Below are 15,065 nucleotides of genomic sequence, written 5' to 3' on the forward strand. Positions count from 1 at the left end.
CGGTCTCCCGGTCAGGCGGCTGCGGGGCGAGTCGGGGGGAATCCCGTCGGACTTCCCCGCTGGGGAGGAGCGGCCCCCTAGACTGGCCGCATGCTCGACTTTGTCGTCGCGGGGCTAAGCGCCAACTCCGTGCCGTATTTCGAGGGCCTTGAGCTCCAGCGCGCCGTCCATCGCACGGTGGTGTCCGGTCACCGACCGAACACCGTCCTGCTTCTCGAACATCCCGCCGTGTACACGGCCGGTAAACGCACCCAGCCGGAGGACCGTCCCACCGACGGCACCCCGGTCGTGGACGTCGACCGCGGCGGCCGGATCACCTGGCACGGCCCCGGGCAGCTGGTCGGCTATCCGATCCTGCGCCTGGCCGAACCCATCGACGTGGTCGGCTATGTGCGACTCCTCGAAGCCATCCTCATCGACGCCCTCGCCGAGTTCGGTATCACTGGCAGAAGGGTGGACGGCCGAAGCGGCGTCTGGGTCGGACCCGTCGGGGCCGAGGACAAGATCGCCGCCATCGGCATCCGTGTCGCCGACGGAGTCACCATGCACGGCTTCGCCCTGAACTGCAACAACTCCCTGGAGCCGTACGACCGCATCGTCGCCTGCGGCATCGCGGACGCCGGCGTGACCACCATGACCCGGGTGCTCGGCCGGGTCGTGAGCACCGAGGATGCCGCGGCGTCCGTCACCGCCGCCTTCCGCAGCCACCTGGCGGTGCCCGCATGAACGCCGCGCCCGACGGCCGCCGGATGCTGCGCCTGGAGGTCCGCAACGCCGAAACACCCATCGAAAAGAAGCCCTCCTGGATCAAGACCCGAGCCCGGATGGGCCCCGAGTACCGTCAACTGCAGAACCTGGTGACGAGCGAAAACCTGCATACCGTCTGTCAGGAAGCCGCCTGCCCGAACATCTACGAATGTTGGGAGGACCGCGAGGCGACCTTCCTCATCGGCGGGTCGCAGTGCACCCGGCGCTGCGACTTCTGCCAGATCGACACGGGCAAACCCGCCGACTACGACACCGACGAGCCCCGCCGGGTTGCCGAGTCCGTGCGGGCCATGGACCTCCGCTATGCCACCGTCACGGGGGTGGCCCGTGACGACCTGCCCGACGAGGGCGCCTGGCTCTACGCCGAGACGATCCGGCAGATCCACGAACACTGCCCCGGCACCGGCGTGGAAATCCTGGTACCCGACTTCTCGGGAAACCGCGACCATCTCGCCGAGGTGTTCTCCGCCCGCCCCGAGGTTTTCGCGCACAATGTCGAAACCGTCCCCCGGATCTTCAAGCGCATCCGCCCCGCCTTCCGCTACGACCGGTCCCTCGACGTGCTCAGCCAGGGGCGTGCCGCCGGCCTGATCACCAAGTCGAACCTGATCCTGGGCATGGGCGAGGACCGTGCCGAGGTGTCAGAGGCGCTGCGGGACCTGCACCAGGCGGGCACCGACATCCTGACCCTCACCCAGTACCTGCGGCCCAGCCCACGGCACCTGCCTGTGGCGAGGTGGGTGCGGCCGGAGGAGTTCGTCGAACTCAAGGAAGAAGCCGAGGAGATCGGCTTCCTCGGGGTCCTCTCCGGACCCCTCGTGCGGTCGTCGTATCGGGCCGGGCGCCTCTGGGCCCAGTCCATGGCGGCGACGGGGCGCCCCGTTCCCGCGAGCCTGCAGCACCTCGCCGACGCCACCCTGGGGTTCAGCCAGGCCGTTTGACCCTAAATCCGTCACGCGCATATCGACCGACTGGGTAGTCTTAGAACCATGGCACGCAGCAAGGACAAGAGTCCCCGCACCCCCAAAGAACCTGGCCGCTTGAAGCAAATGTGGCAGGTCTTCCAGATGACCAGGCGCTACGACTCGAACATTGTTCTGTTCATGGTCCTTGGCTTCCTGATCCCGGTCGCGGTGGGCCTGATCCTGGCCCTCCTGCTGACCCCGGACAGCGGCTTCACCATCGCCCTCTGGATCATCGCCGGAGTGCTCGGTGGTGTGCTCGCAATGCTCATCATCCTGGGGCGACGGGCCGAGAAGGCCGCATACTCGCAGATCGAGGGCCAGCCCGGAGCCGTGGGCGCCGTGCTGCGTTCCTCGCTCAAGCGCGGTTGGGTCGGCAGTGAGATGCCCGTCGCCGTCAACGGCAAGACCCAGGATGCGGTGTACCGCGCCGTCGGCCGTGGCGGCGTCGTCCTCATCAGCGAGGGCCCCCGCACCCGCACAGCGCGAATGGTGGACGAAGAACGTCGCTCCGTGGCCAAGGTGGGCGGCAACGTCGCTGTCACGGTCATCTCGGTCGGACCCGACTCGGACGCCGTGCCGCTGCACAAGCTCGCGCGACGTCTGACCAAGATCAAGCCGTCCCTGACCAAGGCCGAGGTTCTCGCGGTGAACAACCGCCTCAACTCCATCGCCAAGAAGCTCCCCATCCCCAAGGGCGTCGACCCGACCAAGGCCCGCCCACAGCGCGGCAACTAGCCGACGCATCCGCGCACCCGAACGGGACACAACACAGCAGGGCACGGGGTCGACCCCGTGCCCTGCTGCCGTTTCCTGAGCCGTCGGCTACCGGCGGATCAGCACCGTGCCGGCAATCTTGTCGTGGAAGCCGCGCTGATCCGAGTCCCAGACCAACGCGGGAACGGCCACGCCGAGCAGGGCGGACCGCACGACGGGCCGCCACAGGCCCACCGGTCCGCCGCTGAGGCTGATCAGGCGGAGGCCGACCAGCAGGTGGCCGATGCTGGCTCCGAGCGTCGCGAGCAGTACCGCCTGCAGCAGCACGAAGACGCCCAGCACGACGAACCCGTCGTAGTCCAGAAGGGTGTAGCCCCAGATCAGGCACGCCAGGCCCACCGCGATCGCCCAGTCGATGACCAGGGCCACAATGCGGCGCCCGACCCGGCCCACCGAGTGGGGGCCGCTCCGGGGCAGACCCAGCCGCTCCCCCGGCCAGGTGCTGGGCGGAAGCTGCCCGAATGTCGTGGGTCGTGGAGGTGTCGCGTTCACCCGCCCAGTTTACCCAGCGACCTCCCCTGTAACATTGCGGAAACATAAGCGTCATTCTTAAGTAACCCGTCCGTAATAGTGTCGGGGAAGCCGCAGTGTGCGACATTGATAGTCACCCACGCCTACGTCGTTTGGAGTAAAACCGCATGTTCCGCGATTCGTCCGAAGTGCTCGCTTTCATCAAGGACACCGATGTCAAGTTCCTTGACCTCCGCTTTACCGACCTGCCGGGTGTGCAGCAGCACTTCAACATCCCCGCGTCGACCGTTGACGAGGACTTCTTCACCGTCGGCCAGATGTTCGACGGCTCGTCGATCCGCGGTTTCGCGTCGATCCACGAATCTGACATGCAGCTGATCCCCGACGTGACGAGCGCCTTCGTCGACCCGTTCCGCGCCGAGCGCACGCTCATCATGCTGTTCGACATCTACAACCCGCGCAACGGCGAGATCTACTCCAAGGACCCGCGCCAGGTGGCCAAGAAGGCCGAGAAGTACCTCGCGTCCACCGGCATCGGCGACACGGCGTACTTCGGCTCCGAGGCCGAGTTCTACATCTTCGACGACGTGCGCTACGAGGTCAACCAGCACACCAGCTTCTACTCGGTCGACTCCGGTGAGGGCGCCTGGAACTCCGGCCGCAAGGAAGAGGGCGGGAACCTCGCCAACAAGACCCCCTACAAGGGCGGCTACTTCCCGGTCAGCCCGGTCGACCAGCACGCCGACATGCGCGACGACATCTGCCTGAAGCTCATCGACGCGGGCCTGGTGCTCGAGCGCAGCCACCACGAGGTCGGCACCGGCGGCCAGGGTGAGATCAACTACAAGTTCGACACCATGGTGCACGCGGCCGACGACCTGCTGAAGTTCAAGTACATCGTCAAGAACACGGCGCACGAGTGGGGCAAGACCGCCACGTTCATGCCCAAGCCGCTCTTCGGCGACAACGGCTCCGGCATGCACACCCACCAGTCCCTGTGGTCAGAGGGCAAGCCGCTGTTCTACGACGAGGCCGGCTACGGCGGACTCTCCGACGTCGCTCGCTGGTACATCGGCGGCCTGCTCAAGCACGCCCCCGCCGTGCTCGCCTTCACGAACCCGACGGTCAACTCCTACCACCGCCTGGTGCCGGGCTTCGAAGCACCGGTCAACCTGGTCTACTCGGCCGGCAACCGCTCAGCCTCGATCCGCATCCCGATCACCGGCACCAACCCCAAGGCCAAGCGACTCGAGTTCCGCGCGCCCGATGCCTCAGGCAACCCGTACCTCGCCTTCGCAGCCCAGCTGATGGCCGGCCTTGACGGCATCAAGAACCGCATCGAACCGCACGAGCCGGTAGACAAGGACCTCTACGAGCTGCCGCCCGAAGAGGCCAAGAACATCCCCCAGGTTCCCGCTTCGCTCGAAGAGGCCCTGCAGGCGCTGGAGGCCGACCACGACTTCCTGCTCGCCGGCAACGTCTTCACCCCTGAGCTCATCGAGACCTGGATCGACTACAAGCGCGAGAAGGAGATCAAGCCCCTCGCGCAGCGTCCGCACCCGTTCGAATTCGAACTGTACTACGGCGTCTAAGCAGCACCATTCACTGAGCCGAAGGGCCGCGACCGCGAGGTCGCGGCCCTTCGGTCGTTAACCCGAGAAGGCCCCTGGGCGCTCCACCGGGCCGTAGAAACGGCGCTCGAACACTGCTCGGGCGCGGCGGGTGACCGACAGGTAGTCTTCCTCGAGCTGGTTGGCCGAGCCGGGCGGGTACTCCATCATGCGGGCAACGCCGTCCAGCTGCATCCGGTCGCTCGGGAGCACGTCAGCGGTTTTGTTGGTCCACAGGGTGATGGCCGAACGGCACCGGGACGCGAAAAGCCAGGCGGCGCGGAGCGTGGCGGCCTCCGGCGCCGTCACCAGGGAGTGCCGAGTGGCTTCCTCAAGGGCCCCGAGAGTGGAAGTCGTGCGGAGTGCCGGCAGCGCGGCGGCATGCTGGAGCTGCAGGAGCTGCACGAACCATTCCACGTCGCTGAGCGAACCACGCCCCAGCTTGAGGTGGCGGTTGGGGTCGGCGCCCTGGGGCAGGCGTTCGTTCTCCACCCGCGCCTTGATGCGCTTGATCTCGCGCACGTCTTGCTCGGAGATGGCCTCGGGGTACCGCACGGTGTCCATGACGGCGTGGAAGCTCTCCACGAGCGCAGGTTCCCCGGCGATGCCGCGGGCGCGCAGCAGGGCCTGCGCCTCCCAGGTGAGCGACCAACGGCGGTAGTACGCCTGGTACGAATCGATCGACCGCGCCACGGCCCCGTTCTTGCCCTCAGGGCGCAGACCGATGTCGAGGTCCAGCGGCAGCCGGTTGTCGTCGGTGAGCCTGTTCAGTTCGCGCACGATGAACGTCGCCCGGTCGTGCGCCGCGCCTTGCTCGAGCGCACCCGGCCGGAAGACGAACATGACGTCGGCGTCGGACCCGAACCCCAGCTCCGCTCCCCCGAACCGGCCCATCGCGATGACTGCGAACTCGATGCCGTCCGGCGCCAGCGGACCGTCGTCGCCGGTGAGCCCGGTGCCTCGGATGGCGCCCAGCACACCCTGGATGATCACCGTGGTCACATCGGTCAGGCCCGCCGCCAACTCGTCGATGCTGATCCGGCCGAGGATCGCCGACAGGGCCAGGCGCAACATCTCTCGGCGCCGACTGGTGCGCAGCACCGACGCGGCAGCGTCGGGGCTGCCGTGCCGGGCCAGGACCGCCCGTGCCTCGTCCTGCAGCACCCCGAGGGATCGTGGGCGCAGCTCGTCGTCGTGCTCCAGCCAGGCGACGGCCTCTGGGATGGTCTCGAAAAGCTCCCCGACGAACCGGGAGGCGGACAGCACCCGGGTCAGACGCTCGGCGGCACCGGACGAGTCACGCAGCATGCGCAGGAACCAATAGGTGGAGCCCAGGCTGTCGCTCAGGCGGCGGAACGCGAGCAGACCGTAGTCCGGGTCGGCGCCGTCGGAGAGCCACTGGAGCAGCACCGGCAGCAGGTGCTGCTGGATCGTCGCCCGCCGGGACACCCCGCTCGTGAGCGCGGCGATATGGGCCAGGGCACCCGCGGTGTTGCGGAAACCGATGGCAGCCAGTCGTGCCTCAGCCTGGGCGCTCGTGAGATTGAGCCCCTCGGCGGGCAACGCCGCCACGGCCGACAGCAACGGGCGGTAGAACAAGCGTTCGTGCAGACCCCGCACGCGATGCTTGGTCGCCTCCCACCGGGAACTCAGCCCGGCCGCGCTGGTCGCCAGTCCGGTGGCGCGGGCGAGCACCCGCAGACCGGACTCGTCCCGGGGTAGCAGGTGCGTGCGGCGCAGGCGATCCAACTGCAGGCGGTGTTCCATGAGCCGGAGCATCCGGTAGTCCTGGGCGAACTCGGCCGCCTCCGCTCGGCCGACGTAGCCGGACTCGGCCAGCGCGGCCAGCGCCGGCAGCGTGCCGGGCTGGCGCACGTCAGGGTCGGCCTGGCCGTGCACGAGCTGCAGCAACTGCACCGTGAACTCGATGTCGCGCAGGCCGCCGGGCCCGAGCTTGAGCTGCACGGCGACCTCGTCGGCGGGGATGTTGCTGGTCACGCGTTCGCGCATCCGCTGCACGGACTCGACGAAGTTCTCCCGGCTCGCACTGGTCCACACCTTCGGCGCGACGGCTGCGACATAGCGGGAACCGAGGTCGAGGTCGCCAGCCAGCGGCCGGGCCTTGAGCAGCGCCTGAAACTCCCAGCTCTTGGCCCACCTGTCGTAGTAGACGATGTGGGACTCGAGGGTGCGCACCAACGCCCCCGACTTGCCTTCCGGCCGCAGGTTGGGGTCCACCTCCCACAGCTCGGGTTCCACGGTGGGCTGGTTGAGCCCGCGCATCATCAGGATCGCCAGCCGGGTGGCGATGTCCACGGCACGGCCGGTATCGAGACCGGCGTCCTCGTCTCCTTCGGCGACGAAGATGACGTCGACGTCGCTGACGTAGTTGAGCTCCCCCGCACCTGCCTTACCCATGCCGATCACCGCGAGCTTGGTCAGCCGCACCTGCTCGAGGGGGAACACGCCGGGAGCGGCGACGGCGCCGCCGGCCATCCCCCTGGCGACGGCCAGGGAGGCCTCCAGCGCCGCGGCGGCCAGGTGGGACAGGTGCCGGGCGATCCTGTCGAGGCCGGCAACGGGATCGGCCTGTTCGAGGTCGAACGCGGCCAGTTCGGCGAGCCGGCGGCGGTACCGCACCCGTAGCGCGACCCAGCCGGCGTCGTCGACCAGCGCTGCGACTCCGTCCGTGGCCTGCACAGAGTCGAGCAGGTCGCGAGTGAGCTCGGCCAGCCCGGGCAGCGCCGTGCTCTTCTCGTGCAGTACCACGAGTTCGTCGGGATGCCGCAGGAAGAAGTCGGTCAACCCCGTCGACGCACCCGCAACGAGCACCAGGCGTTGAACGGCTCCCGGATGCCGCCGGAGCACGGCGAACTCGGCCGGAGACTGCCGGACGAACGAGAGCACCGCGAATAGCGCCGCGTCGGGATTCGCCGCCCGGCTGAGCAGCGGGAAGAGGTCGGACGGGTCAGGTCCGCCTCGCTCGCTGACCTCGTCGAGGCGTGCGCGGGCCTCGCCGAGATCGGCGAAGCCCACCCGAGCGAGGTCTGTCAGGGTCAGCTGTTCTCTCGCCATGTCGTGCGCCTGTCTGGGTCTGCCGGTGTGGGACTGCCCCTAGAGCATCTCGAGGTTCTTGTTCAGCTCGAAGGGGGTGACCTGCGACCGGTACTCACGCCATTCCTGGCGCTTGTTCAGCAGCACGTAGTTGAAGACGTGCTCACCGAGCGTCTCGGCCACCAGTTCGGATTCCTCCATGTACTGGATGGCGTGATCAAGGCTGGCGGGGAGCTGGTGGTAGCCCAAGGCGCGGCGTTCGGTGTCGCTGAGACCCCACACGTTGTCCTCTGCCTCCGGCGGCAGCTCGTAGCCCTCTTCGATGCCCTTGAGACCGGCGGCCAGCATCAACGAGTATGCCAAGTACGGGTTCGCCGCGGAGTCGATCGCGCGGTACTCGATGCGCGAGCTCTGACCCTTGTTGGGCTTGTACAGCGGAACCCGGATCAGGGCCGACCGGTTGTTGTGGCCCCAGCAGACGAAGCTGGGCGCCTCGTCGCCGCCCCACAGCCGCTTGTACGAGTTCACGAACTGGTTGGTCACCGCCGTGATCTCAGGCGCGTGGCGCAGCAGTCCGGCGATGAACTGGCGGCCCGTGGTGGACAGCTGGTACTGGGCGCCGGCCTCGTAGAAGGCGTTGGTGTCCCCCTCGAAGAGCGAGAGGTGGGTGTGCATACCCGAGCCAGGCTGGTCGGAGAGCGGCTTGGGCATGAAGGTCGCATAGACGCCCTGCTCGATGGCCACTTCCTTGATCACGGTGCGGAACGTCATGATGTTGTCCGCCGTGGTCAGGGCATCCGCGTAGCGCAGGTCGATCTCGTTCTGGCCGGGGCCGGCCTCGTGGTGGCTGAACTCCACCGAGATGCCGAGGTCTTCGAGCATCCGCACCGACCGGCGGCGGAAGTCGTGCGCGGTGCCGCCGGGGACGTTGTCGAAGTAGCCGGCTGAGTCGACCGGGACGGGACCGTTCTTGCCGAACTTCGAAGACTTGAGCAGGTAGAACTCGATCTCCGGGTGCGTGTAGAAGGTGAACCCGCGTTCCGCTGCCTTCGCCAGGGTGCGCTTGAGAACGTTCCGGGGGTCGGCGACGGCGGGCTGGCCGTCCGGCGTGGTGATGTCGCAGAACATCCGCGCGGTGGGGTCCACCTCGCCGCGCCAGGGCAGTATCTGGAACGTCGTGGGGTCCGGGTGGGCCAGCACGTCGGCTTCGAACGAGCGCGTGAGGCCCTCGATCGCGGAGCCGTCGAAGCCGAGTCCCTCGGCGAACGCCCCCTCGACCTCGGCCGGTGCGATGGCGACCGACTTCAGGGTGCCGACCACGTCGGTGAACCATAGTCGAATGAACTTGATGCCCCGTTCCTCGATGGTCCGAAGAACGAAGTCGCGCTGCTTGTCCATCCACGCCCTTTCTTGTTGCTCCTAGGCTACCGGCTGCCGCCCGTCCGCGCGCGAAAACCGGCTGATCGCGCACGAATCAGACGGGCCCATCCGGATGAAGGATCGGGATGGTGAAACGGGCGCTGAGTACACTGGGCACATGCCTGAGCCAGTCACACCGGACGCCGCCAATGCCGTCGAGGTGCAGAATCCGTATGTCAGTGTTCCCTCCGGACCCAAGCGGGTGCGCACCAGGCATTTCCAGAACGCGAAACAGCAGGGCATCCCGATCACGGGTTTGACCAGCTACGACATGCTGACCGCCCAGATTTTCGACCAGGCCGGGATCGACTTCCTGCTCGTGGGCGATTCGGCCGGCAACAACGTCTTCGGCTACGAGACCACTCTCCCGGTCACGGTGGACGAGCTCATCCCCCTCACGCGCGCTGTCGCCCGCGCCGTCAACCGTGCCCTCGTCGTGGCGGACATGCCGTTCGGCACCTACGAGACCGGCCCCTCCGAGGCCCTGCACACGGCCGTGCGGTTCATGAAGGAGGCGCAGGCCCACGCGGTCAAACTCGAGGGCGGGGTGCGCAGCCGCAAGCAGATCTCCCGGATCGTCTCGGCCGGTATCCCCGTGATGGCCCACATCGGTTTCACCCCGCAGAGCGAGCATGGTCTGGGCGGCCACATCATCCAGGGCCGCGGCGCCGCCGCCGACCAGCTCCTGGCCGACGCCCTCGCGGTGCAGGAGGCGGGCGCGTTCGCCGTTGTCCTGGAGATGGTGCCGTCCACGGTCGCGGCTCTGGTCACCGAGAAACTCGAGATCCCCACCATCGGTGTCGGAGCCGGCCCGGATGTGGATGGCCAGCTCATGGTCTGGACCGACTTCGCGGGGATGACCGGCGGCCGGGTGCCCCGCTTCGTGCGCCAGTACGCCAATATGCGTTCCGCGCTCACGGATGCCGTGCACGCCTTCAAGGCGGACGTCGACTCCGGCGCTTACCCCGGCGCAGAGCACAGCTACGAGTAGCGCCCGCGCAGGAGCTGCTGGCGGCGGGCTACCTGTCGTCGGCGGCGTCGTCCTCGGCCCACTTCGCGCTGTTCGCGCGCAGTTTGTCCAGGGCGTGCGTCGCCTCGTCGAATGTCGCGAACGGACCCACGCGGTCCACCGACGGTGACAGCAGACCCTTCTCGACGGCTCCCGTGCGCATGTTGTACCAGAACTGGTGCTCAGTATCTTCGGCCATAAGCTTGATCCTATGCCTAAGGATTCCATCGGTCACCTCATTCCCGGAGCCGTGTCCAGCCACCGCTCCGTTCCCTCCCAGATCCCCCGTCCGGAGTACGTCGGACGGACCGCACCGGCCCGGTTCACCGGCTCCGACGTGTACTCCCCCGAACGCATCGCACTGATCCGCGAGTCGGGCCGGATCGCCGCGGAGGCCATCCAGGAGGTCGGCCGCGCCGTGCGGCCCGGCGTCACCACGGAGGAACTGGACCGGATCGGCCACGAGTACGTGATCGGGCAGGGTGCCTATCCCTCCACGCTGGGTTACCGGGGCTACCCGAAATCGCTCTGCTCGTCCGTGAACGAGGTCATCTGCCACGGCATACCCGACGACACCGTGCTGGAGAACGGCGACATCGTGAACATCGACATCACCGCGTTCAAGAACGGCGTGCACGGTGACTCCAACGTCACCTTCATCGTCGGGGAGGCCTCCGAGGAGGTCACCCTGCTCGTGGACCGCACCAGGGAAGCCCTGGCCCGCGGGATCAAGGCCGTCGCCCCCGGGCGTCAGGTCAACGTGATCGGCCGCACCATCGAGTCCTACGCCAAGCGGTTCGGCTACGGTGTGGTGCGGGACTTCACCGGCCACGGTGTGGGTGAGGCGTTCCACTCCGGCCTGATCATCCCGCACTACGACTCAGCGCCGCAGTACGACACCGTCATGGAGGTCGGCATGGTCTTCACGATCGAACCCATGCTCACCCTGGGTACGAGCGAGTGGGACATGTGGGCGGATGACTGGACCGTGTTGACGAAGGACCGCAGCATCACCGCGCAGTTCGAACACACCCTCGTGGTCACCGAACGCGGCGCCGAAATCCTGACCCTCCCGTAGCCGGCTGCCGAAGCCGCCGCGCGTAGCCGGTAGATTGTCTCCATGAGTTCATCCACTGCCATCGGCATCGATATCGGCGGAACCGGCATCAAGGGGGCCGTGGTCGACCTGTCCACCGGCGCCCTGCTCTCCCCCCGCATCAAACTGCCCACCCCCAAGGGCGGCCGCCCGCAGGACATCGTCGAGACCACGCGGCAGCTGCTCGCCACGGTCTCCAGCGGCACCAGCGACCTTCCGATCGGCGTCTGTTTCCCGGCCGTCGTCAAGCACGGGCACACCATGTCCGCCGCGAATGTGTCAGACAAATGGATCGGCCTGGCCGCGGAGAAGCTCTTCGAGAAGGGTCTGGGCGTTCCCATCCACTTCGTCAACGACGCCGACGCGGCCGGCTACGCCGAGTCGCAGTTCGGCGCCGCCCGCGATGTGGACGGAGTGGTCCTCCTGACCACACTGGGCACGGGCATCGGCACCGCGCTGATCAACGACGGTGAACTGGTTCCCAACACCGAGCTCGGGCACCTCGAGATCGACGGCGTGGACTACGAGACCCGCGCGGCATTCTCGGCCAAGGAACGCGACAACCTCAGCTGGGAGAAGTGGGCGTCCCGGCTGCAGAAGTACTACAGCCGGTTGGAGGCGCTGTTCACCCCCGACCTGTTCATCGTCGGCGGCGGCGTGTCGAAGCACCACGAGGACTTCCTGCCGTTGCTGCACCTGAACACGCGCATCATTCCGGCCGTGCACCGCAACAACGCGGGCATCCTCGGCGCGGCGGCCCTGGCCGTGAAGTACGCCCCGGTCACGGCCTGATCCGCTCCGGCGATCTAAGCCGCCTCTGCCCCGGTCGACTGGGTGCTCTGGCGATCCCGGCGGGCGCGCCACCACTGCCGAACCCGATGAGCCAGGCGCCGCACCGACACCGTGATCCGGTGCGCGGCGGGGAATTCGGTGCCCAGCACCGCCACCCCGACGAACACGATGAGCCAGCCAGGGCCGGGCAGCGGCACCAGGATCAGGCCGAGCACGATCACCGTCAGGCCCGCCGCCCCCACCAGGATCCGGTACGGGGTGCGCAACCTCGGGTGCCGGTGGATCCAGGCGCGAGTGCGGGTCAGTCGCCGCCGGAACGTCGAGCCCTGGCCGTCAGTGCCCGGCAGGTGGTCCGGTCGCGTGGCGGGGTGCGTACCGGGCAGGTATGACGAGGTGGTGGCCATGGGCCCAGCGTAGGAGGACTGCCGGACGTCCGCCACCCCCGCCCGGGTGATCACGCGGGACTCACAGGTTGGGGGGGAGTTGGGGGGAATGGGCCGGCTGGTACGCCGGGTTCTGTCCCAGCTTGCGCTCTGGACGGCCATCTATCTCGGGACTACGTTGCCGCAGCCCTCTAGCGGTCTACCCGGGAACTCGGCGAGCAGCCTTGACGTTCCCTGTGTGACCTTGCTCCGGACGAGGTTTACCGAGCCAGCCAGGTCACCCTGGCCGCTGGTGGTCTCTTACACCACCGTTTCACCCTTACCCCGGGCCGAGGCCCAAGGCGGTCTATTTTCTGTGGCACTGTCTCGCGGGTTGCCCCGGGTGGGTGTTACCCACCGTCCTGCTCTGTGGAGCCCGGACGTTCCTCGGCATCACGGACTCTGAAGCCCGGATGACGCGACCGTCTTGCCGACCCATTCCGTCGTCGAGCCTACAGGCCCCCGGAGCCGGCCCGGTACCGGACCGGTTCCGACCCGGGCCCGGCCGGGTCGATCAGATGCCTGATTCCTCCGTGCGGACCAGGATGGCACCGCAGTCCGGGCAGAAGACGATGTCGTCGGCCGGAGCGGCCCGGACGTCTTCGAGGTCGTTGCCGGTGAGCGTCATGGTGCAGCCGCTGCAGGTGCGTGCCCGCAGCAGTGACGCGGCATTGCCGCGGCCGGCCACGCGGCGCTTCTCGTAGAGCGCGGCGAGGTCGGCGCCGATGGCCGAGACGATGGCCTCCCGGTCGCGGGCCAGCTCACCGAGCTGACGGTTCAGGTCCACGAGGAGCACGTCGCGGTCCGCCTCGATCTCGGCCACCCGGGACGCCACGGCCGCGCGTTCGGCCTCGGTCTCTGCGACGGCGGCTTCCTTCTCCTCGAGCCGTTCCATCACCGCGAGTTCGATCTCCTCGAGGGCCGACAGGCGGGCGGTCAGCGCGGCGAGCTCGGTCTCCAGGGCCTGCACGTCCTTGATCGAGGAGGTGTGCTGGGCACGGTCGGTGTCCCGCGCGATGCGCTTCTCCACGACCTCCACGTCGGACTCGATCCGGCGCAACTCGATCCGGGCGTCCTCGACCTCGCCGGTGCGGCCCGTGAGGACCGTCTTGGACGCATCGAGGGTGCGCGCGAGCGCCGCGAGCTCGGCGTGTTGGGGAAGCGCCTTGGCCTGGTGTTCGACCTGCTGCAGACGGATATCGAGGGCCTGGAGCCGCAGGAGCTCTTTCTGCTCTGGGGGGGATGCCTTCACAATGTCCTGACCTTCATGATTATGGAGTTTGAAATGAGCGGGGGTGAGCGGGGCTCACTGGGTGACGGCGAAGTCCCACGGGTCGGTGCGCAGTTCACTGACCGTGACCCGGATGCCGGGCAGCGCCTGCCGGAGCGCGGCGGCCGCGACGTCCAACCACAGCCACTCGCTGGCCCAGTGTGACACGTCGATGAGCGCCGGGCCAACCCCGGCGAGCACGGACTGCTCCCGGGACTCGGACGCCGGGTGGTGGCGCAGGTCGGAGGTGATGAAGGCATCCGCTCCGCGCACCATTGGTTCGCGCAGCAGCGAGTCTCCGGCCCCGCCGCAGAGGGCGATGGTCGAGACGACGTCTCCGTAGCCGCCCGCGACGCGCACGCCGGATGCCGTCGGCGGGATCAGGTCGGCCAGTCGCCGGGCGAGCTTTCCCAGCGTGGTCGGTTCGGGAAGCCGTCCGACCCTGCCGATGCCGGTGCCGGGGGCATCGCCCGCGGTGATCGGGTGCACGTCGACGAGGCCCAGTCGCTGGGCGAACACATCAGACACCCCGTCGGCGACGACGTCGGCGTTGGTGTGCGCGGCCAGGAGGGCGCAGTCGGCCCGGATGAGCCTGGCCAGCAGGGCGCCCTTGTAGCCGTCTTCGGCCACGGTCGTCACACCGCGCAGCAGCAGTGGGTGGTGCGCCAGCAGCAGGTCGGCGCCGGACTCGACGGCCTCGGCGACGGTGTCCGCCACGGCGTCGACGGCCAGCAGGATGGAGTCCACCCGGTGCGCGGGGTCGCCGCTGATCAGGCCCGGCGCGTCCCAGTCCTCGGCCCCGGAGAGCGGCCACAGGTCATGGGAGACCCGGGCTACTTCAGCAAGCGAGAATGACACCCCATCAGCCTACTTGTCGGCGGGCGCGCACGGGGACGCCGACCGGCCGGTCACCAGCCGAGGGTCCCTGGGGCGCCCTTGAACGGACCCACGATCCGGTCGGTGATCCAGCCGCCGTAGAAGTCGCCGGGCTGGGCCCGCACGGTCTCCCCGTCCACGGTGCACTCCTCCAGGCGTCCGGGGTACACGGCCACCCGGCCGGCCAGGACCTCGAATCCGGCCAGCGGCGCCGGGTAGTACCAGGCGACGGCGTCGGCGTGGGCGTCGCCGACGACGACGCTGAGGTAGGACGCCAGTCCCTTGTACTCGCACACACTGTGCCCGTTCACGGGCACCAGCACTCCGGGAGCGAAAGCGGTCCGCGGCAGGTAGTAGGTGGGCGGATGGCTGGTCTCCAGCACCCGGACGCTGTCGCGTGTGTCGGCGATCACCCGGCCGTTGAACCGGAGGACGACGTGCTCGGACGTGGGCTCCGCCCTTGGCGGCCGCGGGTAGTCCCACACGGATTCCTGGCCGGGGCCGGGAATCTCACGATTCCGGTGAGTCCTGTCCATGGG

The 15,065-nt window shown here is 68.3% G+C and carries 15 protein-coding genes and 1 other RNA gene; 7 read left to right on the forward strand and 9 right to left on the reverse strand.

Going from position 1 to position 15,065, the window contains the following annotated elements; genetic code table 11:
* Positions 1 to 90: 90 nt before the first annotated feature.
* Genes lipB through DOE79_RS01715 form a run of 3 tightly spaced genes read left to right on the forward strand, consistent with a single transcriptional unit; the run spans position 91 to position 2,468 of the window.
* Positions 91 to 726 carry a lipoyl(octanoyl) transferase LipB gene (lipB, locus tag DOE79_RS01705; RefSeq protein ID WP_120337012.1) on the forward strand — a complete coding sequence of 212 codons (636 nt, stop codon included), beginning with the start codon at positions 91 to 93 and terminating at the stop codon, positions 724 to 726.
* Positions 723 to 1,709 (forward strand): lipoyl synthase, encoded by a 987-nt coding sequence (gene lipA, locus DOE79_RS01710; protein WP_120337013.1) that lies wholly within the window; start codon positions 723 to 725, stop codon positions 1,707 to 1,709. The genes lipB and lipA overlap by 4 nt, the downstream gene beginning before the upstream one ends.
* Before the next feature lie 48 nt (positions 1,710 to 1,757).
* Positions 1,758 to 2,468: a DUF4191 domain-containing protein gene (locus DOE79_RS01715; RefSeq protein WP_120337014.1), complete on the forward strand. Its 711-nt coding sequence runs from the start codon at positions 1,758 to 1,760 to the stop codon at positions 2,466 to 2,468.
* Between the two features lie 87 nt (positions 2,469 to 2,555).
* Here the strand turns inward: DOE79_RS01715 and DOE79_RS01720 are convergent, their stop codons facing one another.
* On the reverse strand, positions 2,556 to 2,999 hold the full coding sequence (locus DOE79_RS01720; RefSeq protein ID WP_120337015.1) for an RDD family protein: 444 nt from the start codon (positions 2,997 to 2,999) through the stop codon (positions 2,556 to 2,558).
* Positions 3,000 to 3,145: 146 nt separating this feature from the next.
* Between DOE79_RS01720 and glnA (DOE79_RS01725) the strand changes: the two genes are divergently transcribed.
* Positions 3,146 to 4,570, forward strand: coding sequence for a type I glutamate--ammonia ligase (glnA, locus tag DOE79_RS01725; RefSeq protein ID WP_120337016.1), 1,425 nt, complete (start codon positions 3,146 to 3,148; stop codon positions 4,568 to 4,570).
* Positions 4,571 to 4,627: 57 nt separating this feature from the next.
* On the opposite strand, the gene DOE79_RS01730 is transcribed toward glnA (DOE79_RS01725), so the two are convergent.
* Both DOE79_RS01730 and glnA (DOE79_RS01735) read right to left on the reverse strand, forming a co-directional pair.
* Complete coding sequence (locus tag DOE79_RS01730) at positions 4,628 to 7,663, reverse strand: bifunctional [glutamine synthetase] adenylyltransferase/[glutamine synthetase]-adenylyl-L-tyrosine phosphorylase (RefSeq protein ID WP_120337017.1); 3,036 nt, start codon at positions 7,661 to 7,663, stop codon at positions 4,628 to 4,630.
* Between the two features lie 39 nt (positions 7,664 to 7,702).
* Positions 7,703 to 9,040, reverse strand: coding sequence for a type I glutamate--ammonia ligase (gene glnA / locus DOE79_RS01735; RefSeq protein WP_066595282.1), 1,338 nt, complete (start codon positions 9,038 to 9,040; stop codon positions 7,703 to 7,705).
* A 139-nt stretch (positions 9,041 to 9,179) separates the two neighbouring features.
* On the opposite strand from glnA (DOE79_RS01735), the gene panB reads away from it, so the two are divergent.
* Positions 9,180 to 10,052, forward strand: a complete 873-nt coding sequence (gene panB, locus DOE79_RS01740; protein WP_120337018.1) for a 3-methyl-2-oxobutanoate hydroxymethyltransferase — start codon at positions 9,180 to 9,182, stop codon at positions 10,050 to 10,052.
* A gap of 28 nt (positions 10,053 to 10,080) precedes the next feature.
* Here panB and DOE79_RS01745 read toward each other — a convergent pair whose 3' ends face one another.
* A complete protein-coding gene (locus DOE79_RS01745) occupies positions 10,081 to 10,269 on the reverse strand; it encodes a hypothetical protein (RefSeq protein WP_066595281.1) in 189 nt (62 codons plus the stop codon).
* Positions 10,270 to 10,281: 12 nt separating this feature from the next.
* Here DOE79_RS01745 and map point away from each other — a divergent pair, with 12 nt between their 5' ends.
* Together map and ppgK are read left to right on the forward strand one after the other, a co-directional pair.
* Positions 10,282 to 11,148, forward strand: coding sequence for a type I methionyl aminopeptidase (gene map / locus DOE79_RS01750; RefSeq protein WP_120337019.1), 867 nt, complete (start codon positions 10,282 to 10,284; stop codon positions 11,146 to 11,148).
* A 42-nt stretch (positions 11,149 to 11,190) separates the two neighbouring features.
* Positions 11,191 to 11,958, forward strand: coding sequence for a polyphosphate--glucose phosphotransferase (ppgK, locus tag DOE79_RS01755; RefSeq protein ID WP_120337020.1), 768 nt, complete (start codon positions 11,191 to 11,193; stop codon positions 11,956 to 11,958).
* 14 nt (positions 11,959 to 11,972) lie between these two features.
* Here ppgK and DOE79_RS01760 read toward each other — a convergent pair whose 3' ends face one another.
* The 5 genes from DOE79_RS01760 to DOE79_RS01780 form a co-directional block, all read right to left on the reverse strand.
* Positions 11,973 to 12,362 carry a TIGR02611 family protein gene (locus tag DOE79_RS01760; RefSeq protein ID WP_120340089.1) on the reverse strand — a complete coding sequence of 130 codons (390 nt, stop codon included), beginning with the start codon at positions 12,360 to 12,362 and terminating at the stop codon, positions 11,973 to 11,975.
* Between the two features lie 85 nt (positions 12,363 to 12,447).
* Positions 12,448 to 12,818: RNase P RNA component class A (gene rnpB / locus DOE79_RS01765), an RNA gene on the reverse strand.
* Between the two features lie 76 nt (positions 12,819 to 12,894).
* On the reverse strand, positions 12,895 to 13,632 hold the full coding sequence (locus DOE79_RS01770; protein ID WP_120337021.1) for a zinc ribbon domain-containing protein: 738 nt from the start codon (positions 13,630 to 13,632) through the stop codon (positions 12,895 to 12,897).
* A 54-nt stretch (positions 13,633 to 13,686) separates the two neighbouring features.
* Positions 13,687 to 14,508: a Nif3-like dinuclear metal center hexameric protein gene (locus DOE79_RS01775; protein WP_120337022.1), complete on the reverse strand. Its 822-nt coding sequence runs from the start codon at positions 14,506 to 14,508 to the stop codon at positions 13,687 to 13,689.
* A gap of 50 nt (positions 14,509 to 14,558) precedes the next feature.
* Positions 14,559 to 15,062, reverse strand: a complete 504-nt coding sequence (locus tag DOE79_RS01780; RefSeq protein WP_120337023.1) for a DUF427 domain-containing protein — start codon at positions 15,060 to 15,062, stop codon at positions 14,559 to 14,561.
* Between the last annotated feature and the right edge of the window lie 3 nt (positions 15,063 to 15,065).

Source organism: Cryobacterium soli (genome assembly GCF_003611035.1).
GTDB lineage: Bacteria > Actinomycetota > Actinomycetes > Actinomycetales > Microbacteriaceae > Cryobacterium > Cryobacterium soli.